We start from the raw sequence: 22,425 nt of genomic DNA, 5'->3' as shown, positions 1-22,425 counted from the left end.
CGGTTCGCTAGTGGGCGGAGGGTGAAAACCAGGTGTCGAGCATCGCCGCCAGTTCTTCGCGGCGGAACGGCTTGGCCAGGTAGTCGTTCATCCCGCAGCTGCGGCAGCGCTCGCGTTCGTCCGGCAGGGCATTGGCGGTGAGCGCGATGATCGGCAGGTCGGCCCAGCGTCCGTCGCGACGAATTCGCCGGCTGGCTTCGTAGCCGTCCATCACCGGCATGTTGCAGTCCATCAGCACCAGATCGACGTCCTGCTCCTCCAGGTACGCCAGCGCCTCGGCGCCATGTCCGGCGACCGCCACCTCGCAGCCCAGCTTGCCGAGCATGCCCTTGGCCACGAGCTGGTTGACCGCGTTGTCTTCGACCAGCAGTACCCGTGCGCGGCGCAACGGCTTTTCCTCGCGCTGCTGTGGATCGACGTTGGTCGGCTCCTGGCCGAGCAGGCGTGACAGCGACTGCGCGAGCGCGGCGCGCGACAGCGGTCGTGCCAACTGCTCCAGCGGTGCCAGGTGCGCCGTTTCCTCGGTCGGCAGGAAGTTGCCGTAGGCCGTGATCAGCAGCAGCGGCGCCGAGGTTTCGGCTCGCAGGCCGAGCAGGTTTTCCGCGCGATCGCTGATCAGCAGATCGACCTGCGTCCCGGAGAGAGACTGCGAAGGGTCCTGGCGCCAGTATTCCAGGCCGAACGCCGGCAGCCAGGTGTCGAGGAGTTCATCCAGGCCGCTGTCGGCGGCGATCTGCGCGACGACCCGCCCGGTCATGCGGTGGACGGGCGCGGCCAACTGGTGCGCCGGCAGTGGCAGGTCGACGATGAACTGGCTGCCCTGGCCTTCGCGCGAATCCAGCTCAAGCTCGCCCTGCATGGCTTCGCAGAGGCGCCGTGCCAGCGCCAGGCCGAGCCCTGTGCCGCCGTACTGGCGGGTGATGCCGGCGCCGCCCTGGGCGAACGGATGGAAGATCCGCGCCTGGGCCGCGGGCGGGATACCGATCCCGGTGTCCCGAACGATGATGCAGACACCGTTCGCGCTGGGCCGGACCTTCACATCGACGCGGCCCGTGCGGGTGAACTTGAGCGCATTGGAAAGCAGATTGCTGACGATCTGCCTGACACGCGTCGGATCGCCCAGCAACTGGCTCGGCAGCCCCGGCGAGATCAGGCAGGTCAACTCCACGCCGGGGCTGGCGTTCTGCGACAGCAGGCTGGCGGTGTCCTCCACCAGGCTGCCCAGGTCGAAGGGAATCCGCTCCAGCTCCAGTTGCCCGGCCTCGAACTTGGACAGGTCGAGGATATCGTTGAGCAGCTCCACCAGGACCTTGCCCGAATCGTGGGCAATCGACAGCTGCTGGCGCTGCTCGGTGCCTAGCGGGCCGTCCATCGACAGCGAAAGCATCCCCAGCAGGCCGTTCAACGGCGTCCGGATTTCGTGGCTCATGTGGGCGAGGAAGGCGGCACGCGCCTGCGCGGTTTCCTGTGCGGTGCGCTTGGCGGCCTGCAGGTCGCGGTTGGAGGCCATGAGGCGCGCGTTGGCCGCTTCCACTTCGGCGGTGCGCGCCGAAACGATGTCTTCGAGTTCGCCGAGGTACTGCGTCAGTCGATTCTCGGCTTCGCGGCGCTGCTCGATCTCGGCACTGGTCAGCTGCAATTGCTGATTGATGGCATGCACCAGCACGCCGATTTCGTCGTGCTCATGGCCCGCCGGTAGCTCCAGCCGCTGATGCGGGTCGCGCGGGTCGCGGGTGCTCAGTGCACGCGCCAGGCCGGCCAGCGGCTTGGTCAGCATGGCGTAGAACATCACCAGCAGGATCAGCGAAAGCAGCAGGCTGCGGGCGAAGCCGGAAAGAAGGGTGATCAAGGAGCGGCGCAGGAAGTGGTCGCCGAAGGCATAGGTGTCGACTTGCAGACGCAGCAGGCCGAGGTTCTCGCCGGGGTCGTGGTCGACGAACAGGGTCGATTCGAAGCCGCGGTGCTCGCCAAACAGCATGTCGCTGAACAGTCGATAGCCATCGACATGCGGTGTCCGGCTGACGCTCGCCAGGGTCACCCCGTCGTTGTCGATGATTTCCGCACGGATCACGGCGGGGGATTGCAGCAGGCCTTCGACCAGTTCCTGCGCCAGTTCCGCGTCGATGTTGTAGGCGATGCGCGCCGCGGGGTTGTGGGCGATTTCCAGCAGCGTCTGCATCTCGCGATCGATGGACGCATCTTCGCTGGCATAATCGACGCCTACCTGGATCAGGCTCAGCAGCGTGCCGAGAATGAATGCTACCAGTACCGTCAGGCTGGCCTGCTTGAATGACAAGCGGTCGGTGAACGATATATCCATGGGTAGCGGCCAACTCGAGTCCGTCGCCGTCCAAGCATAGCCCAATCAACCGCGTCGCCGGCATCGCCCGGTGCGTCATCGACGAGTCGCAGGAGTATTCGATGGAACCCCGTTTGACCGCCTTTCTGGAACGTGCCGAAAGCGTCCTGGCCCGCCTCGATCCGTTGCTCCCGGCGGTGCGCCCGCCGCTCGACTGGAGCCACTGCCTGGCCGCGCGCTGGCAGCGCGAAGGGCGCTCCGGTTTCCTGTTGCCGTTGCAGGTCAGCCTCGACCTGAACCTCGACGACCTGATCGGCGTCGACCGCCAGCGCGAGCAACTGGCGCGCAACACCCGGCAGTTCCTCGACGGCCTGCCGGCGAACCACGCCTTGCTCTGGGGCGCTCGTGGCACCGGCAAGTCGTCGCTGGTCCGGGCGCTGCTGGCTGAAAACGCCGCCGCCGGCCTGCGCCTGATCGAGATCGAGCGCGATCACCTGGCCGATCTGCCGCGGGTGGTCGAGCAACTGATGCGTCTGCCGCAGCGTTTCGTGCTGTTCTGCGATGACCTGTCGTTCGAGGCGGGCGAGGGCGACTACCGCGTGCTCAAGAGCGTGCTCGACGGCTCGCTGGAGCGCGCGCCGGAGAATGTGCTGCTCTACGCCACCTCGAACCGCCGCCATCTGGTGCCCGAGAAGCAGAGCGACAACGAGAACTGGCAGATGGTGGATGGCGAGCTGCACCCCAACGAGGCGGTGGAGGACAAGATTGCGCTGTCCGACCGCTTCGGCCTGTGGCTGTCTTTCTACCCCTTCACCCAGGAGCATTTCCTCGATGTCGTGCGCCACTGGATCGGCAGCATGGCAGAGCAGGCGGGCCTGCAATGGCAATGGAGCGAGGAGCTGGAGAAGCAGGCGATCCGCTGGGCTTCGGGTCGTGGCAACCGCAACGGGCGCTGCGCGTACCAGTTCGCCCGCCAGTGGGTCGGGCTGCAATTGCTGGGGAGCGAGGCATGATCGCGCTCGACGAGGTCGGCGAGGGCCTCGAAGGCTACGGCCTGCTGGCGGCCCAACTGGAATCGCTGCTGGCCGGAGAGCGCGATTTCATCGCCAACGCGGCGCAGTTCTCGGCGTTCCTGTTTCATGAGCTTGGCGCGCTGAACTGGGCGGGGTTTTACCTGGCGCGTGGCGAGGAGCTGGTGCTGGGGCCGTTCCAGGGCAAGGTGGCCTGCGTGCGGATTCCCTTCGGGCGTGGCGTCTGCGGCACCGCGGCGGCAACCGGGAAAACCCAGCGGGTCGAGGATGTGCATGCATTTCCGGGTCACATCGCCTGCGACAGCGCCTCGAACAGCGAACTGGTCATTCCGTTGCTCAAGGACGGGCGACTGATCGGCGTGCTCGACCTGGACAGCCCCGACCTGGCCCGCTTCGGCGAGGCGGACCAGCAGGGCCTGGAGCGTCTGGCGGCGATCTTCCTGCGGCTGACCGACTGCTGAGCGTAGTCCTCAGTCGTAGATTTTCTTCTTCTGCCAGACGTCATCCTCCTCCAGCTGCGACAGGCCGGCATTCAGCTCGGTGTTTTCTTCCAGATGTGGCTGGTCGGAGGCGAGGATCATCGCTTCGGTCTGCGCCAGCTGTTGCTCCAGCTTCTCGCGCTCTGCCTTGTACTGCGCGACGTTGGGCTGCTTGCGCAGGAACTGCACGCCACGCTCGTAAGCCAGCCGCGCCTGACGCGGCAGCTTCTGTTGCAGCGCCTGCTGACCGAGGTTGGTGAAGAACTCGATGTGGAGCAGCACCAGGATGTGCCGCACGTTGGCGATCCACTGCTTGGCATCGTTGGCCGAGAGCAGGCCTTCCTGCGCGGCGCGGGTGATCTGCCCGTGCAGCGTTTCCAGCTGGAAACGCACTTCCTTGGCCTGACCGTCATTGTTGATCGGCTGCGGCGGGTTGCCCGGGACTATGCCTTCACCCTGGGCGAACAGCGGCTGCAGGTAGGCGATGCGGGCGCGCAGCTCGGCGTTGTTCTTGTCGACCGTCAGCAGCCGTTCGCTGAGCTTGAGCTCCAGCCCGACCAGCAGCAGCTTGAGCGACGGCGTCATGTACTGCCCGGGGAAGACCTCCGACAGATCGCCGATGCGACGGGTGCGGTCCGTGAGGTCAGCGCGCAGCCGCGCTTTCTCCAGCGCGTTGTTTTCCACCATGTGGTTGATGTAGCCGATGCCCAGCAATAGCAGGATGCCGGCGGCTACCAGAACCGAAATGACGATGGGTGACATCTTCTTCACCTTAGTAGTGTGCGCGTTTTGCCCGAGTGTAGAGGCTTGGCGTGTCATCCGATAGTGGCGCGCTGACAGCAGTTGAAGTCGTTGATTTAAAAAAATATTTGAAGGGTGCTTGACGACCTTTCGAAGGCTAAATAGAATGCGCGCCACTTCCAGCGTGAAGCCAAAAGCGAAACGCCAGAAGCCGGAAAAGAAGTTGTAAGTTCCGGGCTGCGTCCCCTTCGTCTAGTGGCCTAGGACACCGCCCTTTCACGGCGGTAACAGGGGTTCGAGTCCCCTAGGGGACGCCATTGCGGGAATAGCTCAGTTGGTAGAGCACGACCTTGCCAAGGTCGGGGTCGCGAGTTCGAGTCTCGTTTCCCGCTCCAAATCTGCAGTCAGGCTCACCAAAGCCTGATAGCCAAAAAAGGCGGCCTCCGGGCCGCCTTTTTCGTTTTCGGCATTCTTCCCATGGGCGGTTCTCTCCCGCGCGGCGTCCCCAGCGAAGCTAGCCGGCCAGCAGTTCCGCTGCGTACCTCTCGAGGCGTGCTTTCACCAATGCGGCGCCATGCCGGGTGAGTACGTTCATTTCCGCTTCGGACAGCCGCCTCAGGTTGGTATCGATGGCCGAGGCGAAAGCGGCGTCGCCGGCCTGGGCCTCGCCTTCGGTGCTGTCTATGGAGAACCACATCGGTTTCGGCCCGACGCCGGCCAGGGCGCGATGCTCGAGGCGGTCGAATTCCAGGCCGCGTATCTGTTCCATCATGATATCCAGCCCGGCCTTCAGGACGATGGCGCCGGATTCCGTGGGGCGGCTGTCGAGAGCGAAGGGCTTGCCGCCGTCGCTGACGATCAGGTAGTCCAGTGCATTTCTCTTCGCCAGCAGCGGGTTGATGCCCATGTTGTCGTAGACGCCACCGTCGGTCAGGGTCACGTACTCGATGGCGAACTCGGCCTTCGGTTGGTAGCGGTCGGGGCCGAGCCGCAGCGGCGGGAAGACCGGTGGAAACGCCGAGGACGCCGCGACTGCCAGGCTCAGGGGGAAGGCCGGTGCTTCGATCACGCCGAGTTCGTACTCGCCGAGTTCGCTGGGTTTGCCGCCGCCGGAAACGAAGAAGAACAGGTTCCCGGTCGCCAGGTTGGTGGCGTTCAGATAGAGGCGTGGACCCGCGCTCAAGGCCGCCAGCGTTTTTCCGCTTACCAGATGCTTGTCGTAGGAGTCGGCGAGTTTTTCCAGGCGGGTCTCGAAGATGTCCAGGGCGCCGCCAATGAACGAGGCCACCGCGATCGACTGGGTACGCAGGTAGCTGTCGAGCGGCCCCAGCCTGTTCTGCGCCTGCCAGTTCAGCGCCACGCTGGCACCGGCGATGCTGCCTCCGCTGACGCAGCTGATCAGGTCCAGCTTGCCGAGCAGGCCGAGCGCCTCGAGCTGGCGCATCACGCCCAGATGAAACGCCGCCGAGCGAAATCCTCCGCCGGACAGCGCCAGCCCGATTCGTTTGCTTTGTCCATTCAGCTCGATCGCCATGTCGATGTCCTCTGTGGCTTTTGCGGGAGCATCTGGCCAGAAGCGCGGACATCGCTGGCTGAAGCTGCGACATAGGCTAGCAGCGCGCTGGGAAGCGCCAACGACCCGGGCGGGCGAAATCGCCCTTCGGCTAGTCGATGTGGCGATAGCGATGAGGCCGAATCGGTCTATGGACGGCTTTTGACAGGGGTCTGATTCGACTCTTGACTGCAAACACCCCGGCAGTGCTTGAGTCTTCCTGCCGTTCAGTACGTTCGGTCAACGCCGTTGGCAAGGACATCCGATGGGCAACTCCGACTACCTGCAACCGGCCATGCGCAAGCTGCGCGTGTACGCCCTCGATCCACAGGCCTCGACGCTGATCGAGACGGCACGGATCAACCACGCAACGGTGTCGATTCCCTGGGAGGAACGCTGGGAGGAGGGCATTTCGCCGGGGCCGGTGAACGAATACCTGGAGGTCATCGACGTCGATCCCGCCAGCGACCAGTTCTACCAGCCGGTGGACCTCAACCACCCGCATCTGCTGGCGCAGGATGGCCTGACGCCGTCCGAGGGCGATCCGCGTTTCCATCAGCAGATGGTATTCGCCGTGGCCATGAAGACCGTCAAGCTGTTCGAGCGGGCGCTGGGGCGCAAGATCTTCTGGTCGCCCATCTGGGATGGCGAGCAGTACCAGCCGGTGCCGAAGCTGCGCATCTATCCGCATGCGCTGCGCGAGGCCAACGCCTATTACAGCCCGAGCAAGAAGGCCCTGCTGTTCGGCTACTTCAAGGCGTCGCTGAGCGATCCGGGGGTGAACCTGCCGGGCGGTTGGGTGTTCACCGCGCTGTCCCACGACATCATCGCCCACGAAACCACCCATGCGATCCTCGACGGGCTGCATCGGCGTTACATCGAGTCGACCAGCGTCGACAGCCTGGCTTTCCACGAGGCATTCGCCGACATCGTCGCGCTGATGATGCATTTCACCCTGCCGGAAGTCGTTTCCAGCCAGTTGGCGACGCGCCGCGGTCGCCTGTCCGAACGTTCCTGGCTCACCGGGCTGGCGCGCCAGTTCGGCGAGGCGACCGGGCGTTACGCGGCGCTGCGCGAAGCCATCGACGACAAGAACGGCGACCAGTTGCCCGATCCCACTCTGCTGGCGACGCTGACCGAACCGCACGAGCGGGGCGCGATCCTGGTGGCGGCCATCTTCGATGCCTTCGTCACCATCTACGAGCAACGCACGGCGGACCTGATGCGCCTTTTCGGTGGCGACGAGCAGAATCCGCGGCCGCTGGCGCCCGAACTGATCGAGCGCTTGACCCGCGAGGCGGTGAAGTCCGCCGATCATGTGCTGCGCCTGTGCATCCGCGCGCTGGATTACCTGCCGCCGGTGGACGTGCACTTCGGCGAGTTCCTGCGCGCCATCGTCACCGCCGACACCGATCTGGTGCCGGACGATCCGATGCACTACCGCCTGGCGGTGATCCAGGCGTTTCGCCGCCGCGGCATCCTGCCCGACCGGTGCCTGTCGCTGGCGCCGGACAGCCTGCTCTGGGAGTCGCCCATCGACCCGCCGGCGGTGGACGAGTTGCTGCAGTTCAAATACTCGGCACACGGGAAAACCGCCGCCCAGTTGCGGTTGACGCCGCAGTACCAGCGCGACAAGGCCTTCGCCCAGTCCGAGGAGAACCGCCTGCTGGTCTGGCAATGGCTGATGCGCTCCCAGGCCAGCGACCCGCAGTGGGAGCGCACGCTCGGCGTCTGGTTCATGGCCCGCGAGGCGGCCGAGGGCATCGCCGGTTCGCTGTTCCCCGGCACGCGCGGGCATGCCAGGCAGCCTGCCGTCGAAGTCCATTCGGTGCGCACCAGCCGGCGCGCCGGGCCGGACGGGCAGGATCTGCGGCAACTGGTGATCGAAATCACCCAGCGTCGTCGCGGCTACTTCTCCGAAGAACGACAACTGGCGCAGGACGCTCTCCCGCTGGCACCGGCGGAACCCGGTAGCTGGGATTTCACCTTTCGCGGCGGCGCCACGCTGATCATCGACTTGCGCGACGGCTCGCTGCGCTACGTGATCCGCAAGCGCATCGACGACGGTGTTCGCCTCGATGCTCAACGCCATTTCCTGCAGGCCGGGCAGGCCGGACTGGCGATGAACTACCGGGGGCCGCGCAAGCAGGACAATCCGTTCGCCATGACCCACCGCGGAGTCTGACCCCATGGGCGCATCCATTCCCAACGGCTCCATGGCGGTACGCATGTACCGCGGCATCCTCGGCGACTGCTTTCTGCTGCGCTACGGCCAGGCCGAACGCGACATCCACATCCTCATCGATTGCGGCGTGCTGCAAGGCGTGAAGGGCGCGAAAGAGCAGATGAGGCGCATCGTCGACGACCTCCACGCCACCACCGGCGGGGTGCTGGATCTGGTGGTGCTGACCCACGAACACCACGATCACCTGTCCGGTTTCCTCTACGAGAAGGAGCGCTTCTTCGGCGACGCGTTCACCATCGACGAGCTCTGGCTCGCCTGGACGGAGAACCCGAGCGATCCGCAGGCGATCCGTCTGCACGCCCGATTCGACAGGGTGAAAAGCGCGCTGGCGAAAGTCACCGCGATCGCCCGTTCCAGCAGCGCCTTCAGCCAGGACCCGAGGATCGGCACGGTGGCGTCGCTGGCGGAATTCATCCCGCCTGCCGACGGCGGTGATGCAGTAGGCGCCAAGCAGTCGATCATCGAACGGCTGCGGCGCAAGGCGGGCGGGCAGGCAACGTGCTACCTGGAACCGGGCGACGTGGTCCGGCCGCGGGCGGCGCCGACCTTGAAGGTCAACGTGATGGGGCCGCCGCGCGACGAGCTGCGCCTGCGCAAGGACCTTCCATCGGCGGGCACCGGGAAGGAGGTCTACCTGAGCAGTCTCGACGAGGCGATCGCACTGGAGGACCACGCCCTGCGAGCGCTCGGTGAGCCCGTGGTGGAGCAGGGTTCGCCTTTCGCCCAGCCGCACCGGCGCAGCCGAGAAGAGGCGCGAAAGGCGGGGATGGCCCAGCCTCCCGGTCCTTTGGCGAGCGTCGAGCAGCGCTACTTCGACGCCGACCAGGCGTGGCGGAACATCGAGGACGAATGGCTCGACAGCGCCGAGTGCATTGCCCTGAAGATGGATTCCGACACCAACAACACCAGCCTGGTGCTGGCGTTCGAGTTGCCCGATGGCCAGGTACTGCTGTTCCCCGGCGATGCCCAGGTCGGCAACTGGATCTCCTGGGGCGACCATACCTATCCGCGCGCCGCTGTCGACGGCGAACCGGCGCCACAGGTGCTGGACGACATCCTGCGGCGGGTCACGCTGTACAAGGTCGGTCATCATTGCAGCCACAATGCCACCGCCAAGGCCCTTGGCCTCGAGAAGATGACCGACTCGCGCCTGGTGGCGATGATCCCGGTGGTCGCGGCCGTCGCCGACGGCAAGGGCTGGCAGATGCCTTACCCGGAACTGCTGACGGCGTTGCAAGCGCGCACGCAACGCCGCGTGCTGGTCGGCGACAGCGATCCCGAGCGCGAGGCCGATATCTTCGCGCAGAACCCCACCAGCAGCCGCGCTCCGGCGGAGCTGAGTTATGCGCAGGATGGGTTGTGGGTCGAGCTGGGCATTCCCTGCGCGGTATGACGCGCCGATGACCGAGCCTGATTTCGGCGATGCCGGCCGGCCGCCTGAAGGCGAGCACCCCCGCAGACAAAAAAAGGCCCTCGCGATCGATTCGCGAGGGCCTTTTTTCGGCGTGCCCGTCAGTGCTTGGCGGTCTGCTCGGGTATCGACAGGAGTTGACGCTCCTGGCCCCAGTCGAAGGGTTCGCCTTTCTCTTCGGCTGCGAAGCGGCGTTCCTCGAGGTCCTGGAACTGGGCGATTTCCTCCTCCGGCATGAAATGCAGGCAGTCGCCGCCGAAGAACCACAGCAGATCGCGCGGCACCAGATGGGCGATCTGCGGGTAGCGGTGGAACACCTGACAGATCATGTCCTGGCCGAGGTGGCGTTCCTCGGGGATGTTCGGCAGCGCCTTGACCAGTTCGTCGAAACGCTCGACGAACAGCGCATGGCTTTCATCCGGAACCTGCTCGGCTTCGCCGAGGGCGATCAGGATGCCGCGCAGGTGGGCCAGCAGTGTCAGGTTGTGATTGATGTATGAAGTGGCCATGGGATACCTGTGAAGTGGGGGCGCGCATCATAGCGGGGCCGCGTAGGCCAGGCCATGTGGCTAGCCGATATGAGCCGGGTTACCCCGGCCCGGCGCGCCGTTGGGAATCAGCGCACCTTGTCGGCGCTGGGCAGTAGGTCTTCCTTAGCGAAGTCGTCGACGTCGATCACCGCGCGCCGAGCGATTTCAGCCTGGTGCAGGGTGTGAGCCTCCTCGCTGCTGAGCACGCCAGCCTCGAGGGCCGCATCGATCGGGTTCTGCCCGGCCTTGGGCTGGAACTGGTCGTCCTTCAGCGCCTTGTGCAGTTTGCGCGAGGTGGCGTGGCTGGACGCGAGCAGGTCGAAGGCGTGTTTCAGGCCGCCCACCGCATCGTTCGGGTCCTGCGGGCGGAAGCAGCCGTCGAGCAGTTGCTCCAGCGCCGGGTCGCCTTCGGGGCGGCCGAGGATTGCAGCCACTTCGGCGTCCAGCTCGTCGCTCGGGCCGGGATGACGGCGACCGAAGGGGAACACCACGAGGGTCAACAGGGCACCCAGCAGACGGTTCGGGAAGTTGGCAAGAATGCCCTCCAGCGCCAGTTCCGCCTTGCCCAGGCATTCCTCCAGCGACCAGCTCAACAACGCCTGTTGCTCCGCCGGGTAACCCAGGTCATGGAAGCGCTTGAGCGCCGCCGAGCCCAGGTACAGGTAGCTGAGCACGTCGCCGAGGCGCGCGGAGAGCCGCTCGCGACGCTTCAGCTCGCCACCCAGCAGCATCATGCTGAGGTCGGCGAGCATGGCGAAGGCCGCTGCCAGGCGGTTCAGTGAGCGGAAATAGCTGCGCGACAAACCGCGCCCCGGCGCCTTGCCGAGCAGGCCGAAGCTGAGCCCGAGCACCAGCGTGCTGGCGGCGTTGCTGACGGCGAAGCCGATGTGCTGCATCAGCAGGCGGTCGAACTTCACCAGCGCCGCGTCGCGGTCCGGTTCGTGGACCAGGGCCATTTCCTTGAGCACGAACGGATGGCAGCGAATCGCGCCCTGGCCGAAGATCATCAGGTTGCGCGACAGGATGTTCGCGCCTTCCACGGTGATGAAGATCGGCGCCGCCTGCCAGGATCGGCCGAGGTAGTTCTTCGGCCCCATGATGATCCCCTTGCCGCCGTGGATATCCATGGCGTGGGCGATGCACTCGCGACCGCGCTCGGTCAGGTGGTACTTGAGCACCGCGGAGAGCACCGAGGGTTTCTCGCCCAGGTCGACCGCATTGGCCGTGAGTACGCGGGCAGCATCCGTCAGCCAGGCGTTGCCGCCGATACGCGCCAGCGCTTCCTGGATACCCTCGAACGCCGACAGCGGCACGTTGAACTGCTCGCGGATCTGCGCGTAGCGCCCACTGGCGTAACCGGTGGCCTTGGCCGCGCTGGTGCCCACCGCCGGCAGCGAGATCGAGCGTCCGACCGACAGGCAGTTCATCAGCATCATCCAGCCTTTGCCGATCATTTCCTCGCCACCGATGATGTAGCTCAGCGGCACGAAGACGTCCTTGCCGGAGTTCGGACCGTTCATGAACGCCGCGCCCAGCGGGACATGCCTGCGGCCGATCTCGACACCCGGCGTGGAGGTCGGAATCAGCGCCAGGGTGATGCCAAGTTCCTCCTGCTCGCCGAGCAGATGGTCCGGATCGTAGGTCTTGAACGCCAGGCCGAGGAGGGTGGCGACCGGCCCGAGGGTGATGTAGCGCTTTTCCCAGGTCAGGCGCAGGCCGAGCACTTCCTGGCCCTCCCACTCGCCCTTGCAGATGATTCCGCTGTCGGTCATCGCGCCGGCGTCGGAGCCGGCATGCGGGCCGGTGAGGGCGAAGCAGGGGATGTCCTGGCCGCTGGCGAGGCTCGGCAGGTAGTGGTTGCGCTGTTCCTCGGTGCCGTAATGCAGCAGCAGTTCGGCCGGGCCGAGGGAGTTGGGCACCATCACCGTGGATGCCAGGTCGCCGCTACGGGTCGCCAGCTTCATCACGATCTGCGAGTGCGCATAGGCGGAGAAGCCCTTGCCCCCGTACTGCTTGGGAATGATCAGGGCGAAGAAACCGTTGGCCTTGATGAAGTCCCAGGCTTCGGGCGGCAGGTCCATTCGCTGGGCGATGTCCCAGTCGCTGACCATGGCGCAGAGTTCGTTGGTCGGCCCCTCGATGAAGGCGCGTTCCTCGTCGGTCAGCCGGGGCGCGGGATAGTCGAGCAGCACATCCCAGTTGGGCCGGCCGCTGAACAGCTCGCCGTCCCACCACACGGTGCCGGCATCGATGGCTTCCTTCTCGGTGGCCGACATCGGCGGCAGCACCTTCTGGAACCAGTTGAACAGCGGCCCGCTGAACACCCGGCGGCGGAAATCGGGCAGCAGCAGCGGCACCGCGATGGCCAGCCACAGCAGCCACAGGACCAGCATGAGCAACACCGGCGCATGGCCGGAAACGCCCATGGCGACCAGGTAGACCGCGACCGCGGCGAGAGACGGCAGTGGCGATACACGCCAGTGGGCGAGCAGGGCGATGCCGACGACAAGAACCAGCAACCAAACGACCAGCATGTGAAATCCTCCGTGAAGACAGCATTCGAAGGCAGTGCTGTCTGGAACTGGCCGCCACCGTTCGTGGTGGCGGCAGGAGCGGTTCGGGCGGATCGCCATGGTGCGATCCCGGGTGGATCATCGTCCATCTCGGGCCGACCGCTTCGTGGATAGTGACCCCCGGCGGATAGGGGAGTTCGCCCATCGCCATGGCCCATGACGGTCTCGGGGAAGGTAGACTTCGACCATTGCAATGGAACGAGCCGAGGTACGTGATGCTGAAGATCTGGGGCCGCAGGAACTCCAACAACGTGCGCAAGGTGCTCTGGTGCGCCGAGGAACTTGGCCTGCCGTACGAGCAGATCGACGCCGGCGGCGCCTTCGGCGTGGTCGGCGACGCGGAGTACCGGGCGAAGAACCCCAACGGCCTGGTCCCGCTGATCGAGGACGACGGTTTCGTGCTCTGGGAGTCGAACGCCATCGTCCGCTATCTGAGCGCCAAGCATGCCGACGGCGGATTGCAGCCGGCGGAACTGCAGGCGCGCGCCAGCGCCGATCGCTGGATGGACTGGATGACCTCGTCGCTGGCCGCGCCGTACCGCACGGTGTTCTGGGGAATGCTGCGCACTGCCGAAGCCGACCGCGACCTCGCCGCCATCGAAGCGGCGCGTAGCCTCTGCGCCAACCTGCTGGCGGTTCCCGAACAGGCCCTGGCCCGCCAGCCGTGGCTGTCCGGTGAGGCGTTCGGCATGGGCGATATCCCGCTGGGGAGCTTCATCTACGCCTGGTTCGAGATGCCGATCGAACGGCCCTCGCTGCCCCATCTGGAAGCCTGGTATGCGCGTCTGCGCGAGCGCCCGGCCTTCCAGCGTGCGGTGATGACGGCGCTCACCTGAGCGCCGTGCCACGAAACACGCGGTTGCAATCGGGACGTTTCGCCCCTATCTAATCCACTCTCTTCCTCGCGCGTGCATTCATTATGAGTTCTGCACTGTCCATCCGGCAGTTGACCAAAACCTACGGCAACGGCTTCCAGGCCCTCAAGGGCATCGATCTGGAAGTGGCCGAAGGCGATTTCTTCGCCTTGCTCGGCCCCAACGGGGCCGGCAAGTCCACCACCATCGGCATTCTCTCGACCCTGGTGAACAAGAGCGGCGGCACGGTCAACGTGTTCGGCCACGACCTCGATGCGCAGCCGTCGGCGCTCAAGCGCTGCATCGGCGTGGTGCCGCAGGAGTTCAACTTCAACCAGTTCGAGAAGGTCTTCGACATCGTCACCACCCAGGCCGGCTACTACGGGATTCCGTTGCGCCAGGCCCGTGAGCGTGCCGAGGAATACCTGACCCAGCTGGGCCTGTGGGACAAGCGCAACGCCGCGTCCCGCGAGCTGTCCGGCGGGATGAAGCGGCGCCTGATGATCGCCCGCGCGCTGGTTCACCAACCGCGCCTGCTGATCCTCGACGAGCCCACCGCCGGCGTGGATATCGAGCTGCGCCGTTCGATGTGGAGCTTCCTCACCGAACTGAACAAGAAGGGCATCACCATCATCCTCACCACGCACTATCTGGAAGAGGCCGAACAGCTGTGCCGCAACATCGGCATCATCGACCACGGGCAGATCGTCGAGAACACCAGCATGCGGGCGCTGCTGGCCAAGCTGCATGCGGAAACCTTCCTCCTCGACCTGAAGGAGTCGCTGCTGATCGAACCGCAGCTGGAGGGTTACCCGGCGCGCCTGATCGACTCGCATACCCTCGAGGTGCAGGTGGAGAAGAGTCTCGGCATCACCGACCTGTTCGCCCAGCTGGCGGCGCAGAACATCGAGGTGCTGAGCCTGCGCAACAAGACCAACCGGCTGGAGGAGCTGTTCGTGTCCCTGGTCGAACAGAACCTGGCGAAGGTGGCGAGATGAGCAGCGAACTGCGTCCCAACCTGGTCGCGTTGCAGACCATCGTCTACCGCGAAGTACGGCGCTTCCTGCGTATCTGGCCGCAGACGCTGCTGCCCCCGGCGATCACCATGGTGTTGTACTTCGTGATCTTCGGCCGGCTGATCGGCGCGCGCATCGGCGAGATGGGCGGCTTCAGCTACATGGAGTACATCGTGCCTGGGCTGATCATGATGTCGGTGATCACCAACGCCTACGGCAACGTGGTGTCGAGCTTCTTCGGCGCCAAGTTCCAGCGCTCGGTGGAGGAGCTGCTGGTTTCGCCGGTGTCGCCGCACATCATCCTCATTGGCTACGTCACCGGCGGCGTCCTGCGCGGGCTGGCGGTGGCGGCGATCGTCACGGTGCTGTCGCTGTTCTTCACACACCTGACGCTGCATCACCTCGGCATCACGGTGCTGGTGATCTTCCTCGCGGCGACGATCTTTTCGCTGTGCGGCTTCGTCAACGCGGTCTACGCGCGCAACTTCGACGATATCTCGATCATCCCGACTTTCGTGCTGACGCCGCTGACCTACCTGGGCGGGGTGTTCTATTCGATCCATCTGCTGCCGCCGTTCTGGCAGGTGGTGTCGCTGGCCAACCCGATCCTGCACATGGTCAACGCGTTCCGCTACGGCATCCTCGGCGTATCCGACATCCATATCGGCACCGCCGTGGTGTTCATGCTGGGCGCGACCGCGGTCCTTTATCTGGTGTGCATCCGCCTGCTGGTGAGCGGTCGCGGCATGCGCCAGTGAGCGGGGGCGGTCGCTGATCCACGGCAGCGTCGGCGACGGCGCTGCTTCCTATACTCAGGCGACTCGTACCCGTCGACTTTCAGGAGTTCAGCATGCCGTCACGTTCTTCCACCCTCGTCTGCGGCGCGCTGGCGCTGTTCTGCCAGCTCGCCCAGGCCCATGCGCCCGCCCAGGCCTTCGCTTTCGGCGCGCCCGGCAAGGCTGTCGATGCCACCCGGACGGTGGAGGTGACGCTGGGCGATATCTATTTCGCGCCGAAGGTGCTGGAAGTGAAGGCCGGCGAGACGGTGCGCTTCGTGCTGAAGAACGAGGGCAAGCTGGTCCATGAATTCAACCTCGGCGATGCGCAGATGCACGCGGCGCACCAGCGCGAAATGCTCGACATGCAGAGCGCCGGTGCGCTGGCCGGGCACGCGAACATGGCGGGCATGGATCACGGCGTCGAGATGAGCCATGGCGAGGCGAACCCGGCCGCGGGCATGGCCCATGACGACCCCAACAGCGTGCTCGTGCAGCCGGGGCAGACCGGCGAGCTGGTCTGGACCTTCACCCAGGCCAGCGGGCTGCAGTTCGCCTGCAACGTGCCCGGCCATTACCAGGCCGGAATGGTGGGCGAAATCCGCATCGACTGAGGCACCTTCCGGCACCTGCGGTTTTTATCGGGGCGGCGACTGTATAGACTGCCGCGGTTTTCGCCCCGTCAGGTCCATCGCCATGCAACATCCCGCCGAACACTCGCCGTTAGGCAAATCCAGTGAGTACGTTTCCACTTACACGCCGTCGCTGCTGTTTCCGATCCCGCGCGCGCCGAAATGGGCGGAGCTGGGCCTGACCGCGCAGAGCCTGCCGTATTCGGGTGTGGATTACTGGAACTGCTACGAGCTGTCCTGGCTGACGGTGTCGGGCAAGCCGGTGGTGGCGGTGGGCGAGTTCGCGATTCCGGCGGACTCGCCGAACATCATCGAATCCAAGTCGTTCAAGCTCTACCTCAACTCGCTGAACCAGACCCGTTTCGCCTCCCGTGACGAGGTGCAGGCGCTTCTGGTCCGCGACCTGTCCGCTGCCGCCGGCGCGACGGTGGCAGTGACATTGAAGACGCTGGGGCGGGTGGCGCAGGAGGGCATCGTCGAGCCAGCCGGCGTGTGCATCGACGAGCTGGATGTGGAGATCGACGACTTCAGCCGGCCTCGGGCCGAGCTGCTGCGCTGCAACGCGGACGAAGTGATCGAGGAAAGCTTCCACAGCCACCTGCTCAAGTCCAACTGCCCGGTCACCGGTCAGCCTGACTGGGGCACCCTGATGGTGCAGTATCGCGGTCCGAAGCTCGACCACGCGCACTTTCTCGCCTATCTGGTGAGCTTCCGCCAGCACTCGGATTTCCACGAGCAGTGCGTGGAGCGCATCTATCTGGATCTGCTCGATCTGCTCCAGCCGGAGCGTCTCAGCGTGCATGCGCGCTACGTGCGCCGCGGCGGCCTGGACATCAACCCGTATCGCAGCAACCACGCGACGACCTTCGACAACCGGCGACTCGCCCGGCAGTGAGGCAGGCGCCCCGGCGTTGCCGGGGCGTGGACGGCATCAGATACCGATGCTGGCGAGGGTCTGCATCACGTTTCGCAGGGTGCCGGCGAGGGTGGGATGGCTGACTTCGAAACGCTCGACCGCCAGGTTCACGCCGTCCACCAGATTCGGGCTGGGCGGCTGGGTGTTCTCGTAGGCCAGCTGGATCTCGATCTGGTTCATCACCTCGATGATCGACGCGCGTTCCTCATCGTTGAGAGGCGGTTCCTGGTCCAGCTGTTTGCGCAGGTCTTCCAGTTGCAGCTGCAGGTCGTTTGCAGACATAGCGATTCTCCCTTCTTGTATGAGCCAGAACATGGACCCTGCACCGATTCGAAAGGTCCGTGAGATTGGTTTCAGGTTATCACCGGGAACGCCGCGGCGGGCGCGTGGGTCAATGAGTCCGCCGGCGTTCGAGCGGATTCGCTGATCGCGGGCAAGCCCTGCGTCGATAGGCGCACAAAACGCCCCGCGAAACCGGCACTGACGCGCTACCGGCGCCGGAGCCCGCTTCACGGGTTTTGTATCAAGCCCTATACTGCGCGCCCGGACGTGGCGGGCCGCCACAGGATTTCTCAAGGAGACACCTCATGCGCGACATCGGTACTGGCTGGATTCAGGGCGTCGCACGCTCGTTCGCCTGTGTTGCCCTGGCACTGCTTCCGCTGGTCGCCCACGCCGCTGAAGAAGATCCGTGGGAGAGCGTCAACCGCGGCATCTTCCGCTTCAACGACACCCTCGATACCTACGCGCTGAAGCCGCTCGCGCAGGGCTACCAGGCGGTCACCCCGCAGTTCCTCGAGGACGGCATTCACAACGTCTTCGGCAACATCGGCGACGTCACCAACCTGGTCAACAACCTGTTGCAGGGGAAAGTGCATGACGCCGGCGTCGATACCAGCCGCCTGATCTTCAACACCACCTTCGGCCTGCTGGGCTTCTTCGACGTGGCCAAGCACATGGGCCTGCAGAAGAGCGACGAAGACTTCGGCCAGACCCTTGGCGCCTGGGGCGTCGGCAGCGGCCCGTACGTGGTGCTGCCGCTGTTCGGTCCGAGCACCCTGCGCGATGCGCCGGCGCGCATCCCGGACAGCTTCCTCAACGTCTACCCGTACATCGACCATGTGCCGACACGCAACGTGACCTTCGCCGTCGACACCATCGACACCCGCGCCAGCCTGCTGGATGCGGAGAAGATGATCAGCGGCGACAAGTACGTGTTCCTGCGCAACGCCTACCTGCAGAACCGCGAGTTCCGGGTCAAGGATGGCGACGTCGAAGACGACTTCTGAGCCGGATGCAGAAATGAAGAAGGCGGCCAACGGGCCGCCTTCTTCGTCTCTGCAGGTTCAGTTCATCGACAGGATCGCGAGGCCGAGGGATTGCCGTCCGTCGCCCAGGTCGGCGACACGCACCACTTCGGCCTCGGCGTCGAGGCTCTTGAGCTGGGCGTGGTCGGAGCCGATGTGCACCTGGACCTTGTCGCCCATGGCCAGCGCGCACTCGGCTTCCAGCTGCATGCCGGTGCTGGAGAGGTTCAGGCACAGCGCGGGGATCTCCTGGCCGGCGTGCCTGAGAACCACGGGGGCTTCGACTCGCATGCGGATGAAATCGCGTTTCTCGCTGTAGGCGTGATCATTCTGGCTCATGGCCGTGTCCTCTCGTTATTGTGCGGCGCGTTCCGGCTCTTATAACCCCCGTCGATTTCAGGTGTAAAGGCCACTCCGGCCATGCTGGCCAGATGCTTGAATCGACTGGCGGATGGGAGTACCGTCTGCGCCTGAATCGAACCGGTGAAGCGCCCTGGCTGATCGGCCAGGAGCATAAGTCCAACCGTCCGCGGCGCCGTTTGCCTGGATACCTCATGCACAATCCCAGTGCCAAGCTGCTTATCATCGATGACGACGAGGCCGTACGTGCAAGCCTCGCGGCCTATCTGGAAGACAGCGGCTTCAGCGTTCTGCAAGCGAGCAACGGCCTTTCCGGCCTGCAGATCTTCGAACGCGAACATCCCGATCTGGTGATCTGCGACCTGCGCATGCCTCAGGTCGACGGGCTCGAGCTCATTCGTCGTATCGGCGCCCTGGAGATCGAGACGCCGGTCATCGTCGTTTCCGGTGCCGGCGTGATGAGCGATGCCGTCGAGGCCCTGCGCCTGGGCGCCGCCGACTACCTGATCAAGCCGCTGGAAGACCTGGCCGTGCTCGAGCACTCGGTACGCCGCGCGCTGGACCGTGCCTACCTGCGGGCGGAAAACGACCGCTACCGGGTCAAGCTGGAAAACGCCAACCGCGAGCTGCAGGCCAGCCTGCACCTGCTCCAGGAAGACCAGAATGCCGGCCGCCACGTGCAGATGAACATGCTGCCAGTGACGCCCTGGGCCTCGGACGGCCTTCATTTCGCCCACCAGATCATTCCTTCGCTGTATCTGTCGGGGGACTTCGTCGACTACTTCCGAGTCGACGACCGGCGGATCGTGTTCTACCTCGCGGACGTATCCGGGCATGGCGCCTCGTCCGCCTTCGTCACCGTGCTGCTGAAGTTCATGACCACCCGGCTGCTCTACGAATCGCGGCGCAACGGAGTGCTTCCGGACTTCAAACCGTCCGAAGTGCTCGGCCATATCAATCGCGGACTGATCAACACCAAGTTGGGCAAGCACGTGACCATGGTCGGAGGGGTGATCGACGAGGAGCGCGGTACGCTGACCTACAGCATTGGCGGGCATCTGCCGCTGCCTGTGCTCTTCGATGGCAAGGAAGCGCGTTACCTGCAGGGGAAGGGATTGCCGGTCGGCCTGTTCAACGAGGCCACCTACGAGGACAACCTCCTGGAGTTGCCGGAGGCGTTCAGCCTGACGCTGCTCTCGGATGGGATTTTGGACCTTTTGCCGGGCGATACGCTCAAAGACAAGGAAGCCGAGTTACCGCAGCTGGTGCGGTCGGCTGGCGGCACCCTAGACGGGTTGCGCCAGGTTTTCGGATTGGCCACGCTGGGCGAAATGCCGGATGACATTGCCCTCCTGGTCCTGAGCAGGAACCTTGCATGAGTAGCGGTAGAATTCAGTTTGCCGAGCAGGAAGGCACCTTCGTTCTCAAGTTCGTCGGTGAGATACGCCTGACCCTGTGTTCGGCGCTGGATGCCACGATCGAGCAGATTTTCACGGCGTTGAATTTCTCGGCGATCGTCATCGACCTCACCGAAACGCGCAGCATCGACAGCACCACCCTCGGCCTGCTGGCCAAGTTGTCGATTCTCTCGCGGCAGAAGGTCGGCCTGTTGCCGACCGTGGTCACCACCCATCCGGACATCACGCGCCTGCTGCAATCCATGGGCTTCGACCAGGTGTTCAACATCGTCGACCGCCCGCTGCCATGCCCCGAGTGCCTGACCGACCTGCCGTCGCAGGATCAGTCGGAAGAGGTCGTGCGCGCCAAGGTGCTCGAGGCGCACCGCATTCTGATGGGACTCAACGAGTCCAATCGCGAGGCGTTCCACGATCTGGTGAACGCACTCGAACGCAGCTGACCGCTCAGGCAATCCATAACGCAAAACGGGCGATCTCCGCAGGGAGATCGCCCGTTTCGTTCAGGTGACTTCGTCAGACCTTGGCGGCGAGCAACAGCTCGAGCTTCTCCTGGTCGCGGGCGAACTGGCGGATGCCCTCGGCGAGTTTCTCGGTCGCCATCGGGTCTTCGTTCATTGCCCAGCGGAAACGGCTCTGGTCCAGCACCAGGCGCGATTCGCCCTGGCCGCCGGCGTTCAGCTTGCGCTCCAGGATGCCCTGGTCCTCGTCCAGTTTCTGCAGCAGTTCCGGGCTGATGGTCAGACGATCGCAGCCGGCCAGTTCCTCGATCTGGCTGAGGTTGCGGAAGCTCGCGCCCATGACCACGGTCTGGTAGCCGTTGGCCTTGTAGTAGGCGTAGATGCGCGATACGGACTGGACGCCGGGATCTTCGGCGCCGACGTAGTCGCGGCCTTCGGCCTTCTTGTACCAGTCGTAAATGCGCCCGACGAAGGGCGAGATGAGGAACACGCCTGCATCCGCGCAGGCGGCTGCCTGGGCGAAGGAGAAGAGCAGGGTCAGGTTCGTCTGCACGCCGGCTTTTTCCAGCTCCTCGGCGGCGCGGATGCCTTCCCAGGTGGCGGCGATCTTGATCAGCACGCGTTCACGTCCGATACCCGCCTTGTCATACAGCCCGATCAGGCGCTCGGCGCGACGCAGCGTGGCGTCGGTGTCGAAGGACAGGCGTGCATCGACTTCGGTGGAGATGCGGCCAGGAATGACCTTGAGGATTTCCTGGCCGACCGCGACGCCGAAGCGGTCGGAGGCAAGGCCGAGGTCGCCGTCGCATCCGGTCACCGCATTACCCAGCAGCTCGGCGTAGCGGGGCAGGGAAGCGGCCTTGAGCAGCAGCGAAGGGTTGGTGGTGGCGTCCACGGGCTTCAGGCGGGTGATGGCGTCGAGGTCGCCGGTATCGGCGACGACGGTGGTGAATTGCTTGAGTTGTTCCAGCTTCGAGGTCATGGGGACTCTTTCCTGTGCGATGGCCTGACCTTACCCGAGGGGCCCCGCGCCGCTCAAGAGAGCGAGACGGGCCGGCGGGTCGGACAGGGCTTTGATCGAATCGGGCGGCGGGCGTTCCTTGGGATTTTTCGTCAGTGCCCTTCGAGCAGCCCGATGGCCTGATCCAGCAAACCGAGCGGGTCGCGGGTCTTGTGCACATCCACCGACAGCAGCTGGCGAAAGCGCCGGGCGCCGTTGAATCCCTGGCCGAGGCCCAGCACGTGCCGGGTGATGTGGTGCATTGCACCGCCATCGGCCAGGTGCCGGGCGATGTAGGGGCGCATCGCCCGCAGCGCGTCGGCGCGGCTGATCGGCGGTGTCTCGTCGCCATACAGCGCGCCATCCACCTCGGCCAGCACGTAGGGGTTGTGATAGGCCTCGCGGCCGAGCATCACGCCGTCGAAGGTCTGCAAATGCGTCCGGCATTCGGCGAGGGTCTTGATCCCGCCATTGAGGATGATCTCCAGACCAGGGAAGTCGCGCTTCAACTGGGCGGCGATGTCGTAACGCAGCGGCGGAACCTCGCGGTTCTCCTTCGGCGACAGGCCTTCGAGAATGGCGATCCGCGCATGCACGGTGAAACTGGTGCAACCGGCTTCGTGCACCTGGCCGATGAAATCGCAAAGCTCCGCGTAGCTGTCGCGGCCGTTGATGCCGATGCGGTGCTTCACCGTCACCGGGATCGTCACCGCATCGAGCATCGCTTTCACGCAGTCGGCTACCAGCGTCGGGTTCGCCATCAGGCAGGCGCCAATCATGTTGTTCTGCACCCGGTCGCTGGGGCAGCCGACGTTGAGGTTGACCTC

General features: G+C 65.0%; 21 protein-coding genes and 2 tRNA genes. 14 read left to right on the top strand and 9 right to left on the bottom strand.

Going from position 1 to position 22,425, the window contains the following annotated elements:
- Positions 1 to 7 precede the first annotated feature (7 nt).
- Complete coding sequence (locus B3E91_RS06955) at positions 8 to 2,320, bottom strand: hybrid sensor histidine kinase/response regulator (RefSeq protein WP_287028840.1); 2,313 nt, start codon at positions 2,318 to 2,320, stop codon at positions 8 to 10.
- Between the two features lie 101 nt (positions 2,321 to 2,421).
- On the opposite strand from B3E91_RS06955, the gene B3E91_RS06950 reads away from it, so the two are divergent.
- Together B3E91_RS06950 and B3E91_RS06945 are read left to right on the top strand one after the other, a co-directional pair.
- Positions 2,422 to 3,312: an ATP-binding protein gene (locus B3E91_RS06950; protein ID WP_287028839.1), complete on the top strand. Its 891-nt coding sequence runs from the start codon at positions 2,422 to 2,424 to the stop codon at positions 3,310 to 3,312.
- Positions 3,309 to 3,791 carry a GAF domain-containing protein gene (locus B3E91_RS06945; protein WP_273229171.1) on the top strand — a complete coding sequence of 161 codons (483 nt, stop codon included), beginning with the start codon at positions 3,309 to 3,311 and terminating at the stop codon, positions 3,789 to 3,791. The genes B3E91_RS06950 and B3E91_RS06945 overlap by 4 nt, the downstream gene beginning before the upstream one ends.
- A gap of 9 nt (positions 3,792 to 3,800) precedes the next feature.
- On the opposite strand, the gene B3E91_RS06940 is transcribed toward B3E91_RS06945, so the two are convergent.
- A complete protein-coding gene (locus B3E91_RS06940; RefSeq protein WP_090229208.1) occupies positions 3,801 to 4,571 on the bottom strand; it encodes a hypothetical protein in 771 nt (256 codons plus the stop codon).
- A gap of 220 nt (positions 4,572 to 4,791) precedes the next feature.
- Between B3E91_RS06940 and B3E91_RS06935 the strand changes: the two genes are divergently transcribed.
- Both B3E91_RS06935 and B3E91_RS06930 read left to right on the top strand, forming a co-directional pair.
- Positions 4,792 to 4,867 (top strand) — tRNA-Glu (locus tag B3E91_RS06935).
- A 2-nt stretch (positions 4,868 to 4,869) separates the two neighbouring features.
- A tRNA-Gly gene (locus tag B3E91_RS06930) sits at positions 4,870 to 4,945 on the top strand.
- A 119-nt stretch (positions 4,946 to 5,064) separates the two neighbouring features.
- Here B3E91_RS06930 and B3E91_RS06925 read toward each other — a convergent pair.
- Positions 5,065 to 6,084, bottom strand: a complete 1,020-nt coding sequence (locus tag B3E91_RS06925; protein WP_287028838.1) for a patatin-like phospholipase family protein — start codon at positions 6,082 to 6,084, stop codon at positions 5,065 to 5,067.
- 283 nt (positions 6,085 to 6,367) lie between these two features.
- Here B3E91_RS06925 and B3E91_RS06920 point away from each other — a divergent pair, with 283 nt between their 5' ends.
- The gene (locus B3E91_RS06920; RefSeq protein ID WP_287028837.1) at positions 6,368 to 8,287 is read left to right on the top strand and encodes a hypothetical protein; all 1,920 of its coding nucleotides are present in this window, start codon (positions 6,368 to 6,370) and stop codon (positions 8,285 to 8,287) included.
- Between the two features lie 4 nt (positions 8,288 to 8,291).
- Entirely contained in the window at positions 8,292 to 9,740 is a 1,449-nt protein-coding gene (locus B3E91_RS06915; protein WP_287028836.1) for an MBL fold metallo-hydrolase, read from the top strand.
- A gap of 119 nt (positions 9,741 to 9,859) precedes the next feature.
- On the opposite strand, the gene B3E91_RS06910 is transcribed toward B3E91_RS06915, so the two are convergent.
- Both B3E91_RS06910 and B3E91_RS06905 read right to left on the bottom strand, forming a co-directional pair.
- The gene (locus B3E91_RS06910) at positions 9,860 to 10,267 is read right to left on the bottom strand and encodes a PA2817 family protein (RefSeq protein ID WP_273229166.1); all 408 of its coding nucleotides are present in this window, start codon (positions 10,265 to 10,267) and stop codon (positions 9,860 to 9,862) included.
- Positions 10,268 to 10,374: 107 nt separating this feature from the next.
- On the bottom strand, positions 10,375 to 12,822 hold the full coding sequence (locus B3E91_RS06905; RefSeq protein WP_287028835.1) for an acyl-CoA dehydrogenase: 2,448 nt from the start codon (positions 12,820 to 12,822) through the stop codon (positions 10,375 to 10,377).
- Between the two features lie 254 nt (positions 12,823 to 13,076).
- On the opposite strand from B3E91_RS06905, the gene B3E91_RS06900 reads away from it, so the two are divergent.
- The 5 genes from B3E91_RS06900 to queF all read left to right on the top strand — a co-directional run bounded on the left by B3E91_RS06900 (position 13,077) and on the right by queF (position 17,034).
- Positions 13,077 to 13,697 carry a glutathione S-transferase family protein gene (locus B3E91_RS06900; RefSeq protein WP_273229164.1) on the top strand — a complete coding sequence of 207 codons (621 nt, stop codon included), beginning with the start codon at positions 13,077 to 13,079 and terminating at the stop codon, positions 13,695 to 13,697.
- An 83-nt stretch (positions 13,698 to 13,780) separates the two neighbouring features.
- Positions 13,781 to 14,713 carry an ABC transporter ATP-binding protein gene (locus tag B3E91_RS06895; protein ID WP_273229163.1) on the top strand — a complete coding sequence of 311 codons (933 nt, stop codon included), beginning with the start codon at positions 13,781 to 13,783 and terminating at the stop codon, positions 14,711 to 14,713.
- A complete protein-coding gene (locus tag B3E91_RS06890) occupies positions 14,710 to 15,489 on the top strand; it encodes an ABC transporter permease (RefSeq protein ID WP_273229162.1) in 780 nt (259 codons plus the stop codon). Before B3E91_RS06895 ends, B3E91_RS06890 begins: the two co-directional genes overlap by 4 nt.
- A 92-nt stretch (positions 15,490 to 15,581) precedes the next feature.
- A complete protein-coding gene (locus B3E91_RS06885) occupies positions 15,582 to 16,121 on the top strand; it encodes a cupredoxin domain-containing protein (protein WP_286785055.1) in 540 nt (179 codons plus the stop codon).
- A gap of 82 nt (positions 16,122 to 16,203) precedes the next feature.
- Positions 16,204 to 17,034: an NADPH-dependent 7-cyano-7-deazaguanine reductase QueF gene (gene queF, locus B3E91_RS06880; RefSeq protein WP_287028834.1), complete on the top strand. Its 831-nt coding sequence runs from the start codon at positions 16,204 to 16,206 to the stop codon at positions 17,032 to 17,034.
- Positions 17,035 to 17,070: 36 nt separating this feature from the next.
- Here queF and B3E91_RS06875 read toward each other — a convergent pair whose 3' ends face one another.
- A complete protein-coding gene (locus B3E91_RS06875; RefSeq protein ID WP_090229179.1) occupies positions 17,071 to 17,337 on the bottom strand; it encodes a DUF4404 family protein in 267 nt (88 codons plus the stop codon).
- A 305-nt stretch (positions 17,338 to 17,642) separates the two neighbouring features.
- On the opposite strand from B3E91_RS06875, the gene B3E91_RS06870 reads away from it, so the two are divergent.
- A complete protein-coding gene (locus tag B3E91_RS06870) occupies positions 17,643 to 18,344 on the top strand; it encodes an MlaA family lipoprotein (protein ID WP_282344324.1) in 702 nt (233 codons plus the stop codon).
- Positions 18,345 to 18,401: 57 nt separating this feature from the next.
- On the opposite strand, the gene B3E91_RS06865 is transcribed toward B3E91_RS06870, so the two are convergent.
- Entirely contained in the window at positions 18,402 to 18,701 is a 300-nt protein-coding gene (locus tag B3E91_RS06865; RefSeq protein WP_090229174.1) for a PilZ domain-containing protein, read from the bottom strand.
- Positions 18,702 to 18,916: 215 nt separating this feature from the next.
- Between B3E91_RS06865 and rssB the strand changes: the two genes are divergently transcribed.
- Both rssB and rssC read left to right on the top strand, forming a co-directional pair.
- Positions 18,917 to 20,101, top strand: a complete 1,185-nt coding sequence (rssB, locus tag B3E91_RS06860) for a two-component system response regulator RssB (protein WP_287028832.1) — start codon at positions 18,917 to 18,919, stop codon at positions 20,099 to 20,101.
- Positions 20,098 to 20,580, top strand: a complete 483-nt coding sequence (gene rssC, locus B3E91_RS06855; RefSeq protein WP_273229157.1) for an anti-sigma factor antagonist RssC — start codon at positions 20,098 to 20,100, stop codon at positions 20,578 to 20,580. The genes rssB and rssC overlap by 4 nt, the downstream gene beginning before the upstream one ends.
- A gap of 73 nt (positions 20,581 to 20,653) precedes the next feature.
- On the opposite strand, the gene tal is transcribed toward rssC, so the two are convergent.
- Positions 20,654 to 21,580 carry a transaldolase gene (gene tal / locus B3E91_RS06850; RefSeq protein WP_287028830.1) on the bottom strand — a complete coding sequence of 309 codons (927 nt, stop codon included), beginning with the start codon at positions 21,578 to 21,580 and terminating at the stop codon, positions 20,654 to 20,656.
- A gap of 131 nt (positions 21,581 to 21,711) precedes the next feature.
- The coding region (gene dusA / locus B3E91_RS06845) for a tRNA dihydrouridine(20/20a) synthase DusA (RefSeq protein ID WP_287028829.1) at positions 21,712 to 22,425 on the bottom strand (714 nt) is incomplete at its 5' end.

The organism is Pseudomonas sp. UBA6310, assembly GCF_002438225.1.
GTDB lineage: Bacteria > Pseudomonadota > Gammaproteobacteria > Pseudomonadales > Pseudomonadaceae > Pseudomonas_O > Pseudomonas_O kuykendallii.
This window is presented reverse-complemented; position numbering and strand designations above follow the sequence as displayed.

Bases quoted from the DNA above. Each gene is read 5' to 3' on its own strand.
- B3E91_RS06955 (WP_287028840.1), bottom strand. From the start codon at position 2,320: ATGGATATATCGTTCACCGACCGCTTGTCATTCAAGCAGGCCAGCCTG.
- B3E91_RS06950 (WP_287028839.1), top strand. From the start codon at position 2,422: ATGGAACCCCGTTTGACCGCCTTTCTGGAACGTGCCGAAAGCGTCCTG.
- B3E91_RS06945 (WP_273229171.1), top strand. From the start codon at position 3,309: ATGATCGCGCTCGACGAGGTCGGCGAGGGCCTCGAAGGCTACGGCCTG.
- B3E91_RS06940 (WP_090229208.1), bottom strand. From the start codon at position 4,571: ATGTCACCCATCGTCATTTCGGTTCTGGTAGCCGCCGGCATCCTGCTA.
- B3E91_RS06925 (WP_287028838.1), bottom strand. From the start codon at position 6,084: ATGGCGATCGAGCTGAATGGACAAAGCAAACGAATCGGGCTGGCGCTG.
- B3E91_RS06920 (WP_287028837.1), top strand. From the start codon at position 6,368: ATGGGCAACTCCGACTACCTGCAACCGGCCATGCGCAAGCTGCGCGTG.
- B3E91_RS06915 (WP_287028836.1), top strand. From the start codon at position 8,292: ATGGGCGCATCCATTCCCAACGGCTCCATGGCGGTACGCATGTACCGC.
- B3E91_RS06910 (WP_273229166.1), bottom strand. From the start codon at position 10,267: ATGGCCACTTCATACATCAATCACAACCTGACACTGCTGGCCCACCTG.
- B3E91_RS06905 (WP_287028835.1), bottom strand. From the start codon at position 12,822: ATGCTGGTCGTTTGGTTGCTGGTTCTTGTCGTCGGCATCGCCCTGCTC.
- B3E91_RS06900 (WP_273229164.1), top strand. From the start codon at position 13,077: ATGCTGAAGATCTGGGGCCGCAGGAACTCCAACAACGTGCGCAAGGTG.
- B3E91_RS06895 (WP_273229163.1), top strand. From the start codon at position 13,781: ATGAGTTCTGCACTGTCCATCCGGCAGTTGACCAAAACCTACGGCAAC.
- B3E91_RS06890 (WP_273229162.1), top strand. From the start codon at position 14,710: ATGAGCAGCGAACTGCGTCCCAACCTGGTCGCGTTGCAGACCATCGTC.
- B3E91_RS06885 (WP_286785055.1), top strand. From the start codon at position 15,582: ATGCCGTCACGTTCTTCCACCCTCGTCTGCGGCGCGCTGGCGCTGTTC.
- queF (WP_287028834.1), top strand. From the start codon at position 16,204: ATGCAACATCCCGCCGAACACTCGCCGTTAGGCAAATCCAGTGAGTAC.
- B3E91_RS06875 (WP_090229179.1), bottom strand. From the start codon at position 17,337: ATGTCTGCAAACGACCTGCAGCTGCAACTGGAAGACCTGCGCAAACAG.
- B3E91_RS06870 (WP_282344324.1), top strand. From the start codon at position 17,643: ATGCGCGACATCGGTACTGGCTGGATTCAGGGCGTCGCACGCTCGTTC.
- B3E91_RS06865 (WP_090229174.1), bottom strand. From the start codon at position 18,701: ATGAGCCAGAATGATCACGCCTACAGCGAGAAACGCGATTTCATCCGC.
- rssB (WP_287028832.1), top strand. From the start codon at position 18,917: ATGCACAATCCCAGTGCCAAGCTGCTTATCATCGATGACGACGAGGCC.
- rssC (WP_273229157.1), top strand. From the start codon at position 20,098: ATGAGTAGCGGTAGAATTCAGTTTGCCGAGCAGGAAGGCACCTTCGTT.
- tal (WP_287028830.1), bottom strand. From the start codon at position 21,580: ATGACCTCGAAGCTGGAACAACTCAAGCAATTCACCACCGTCGTCGCC.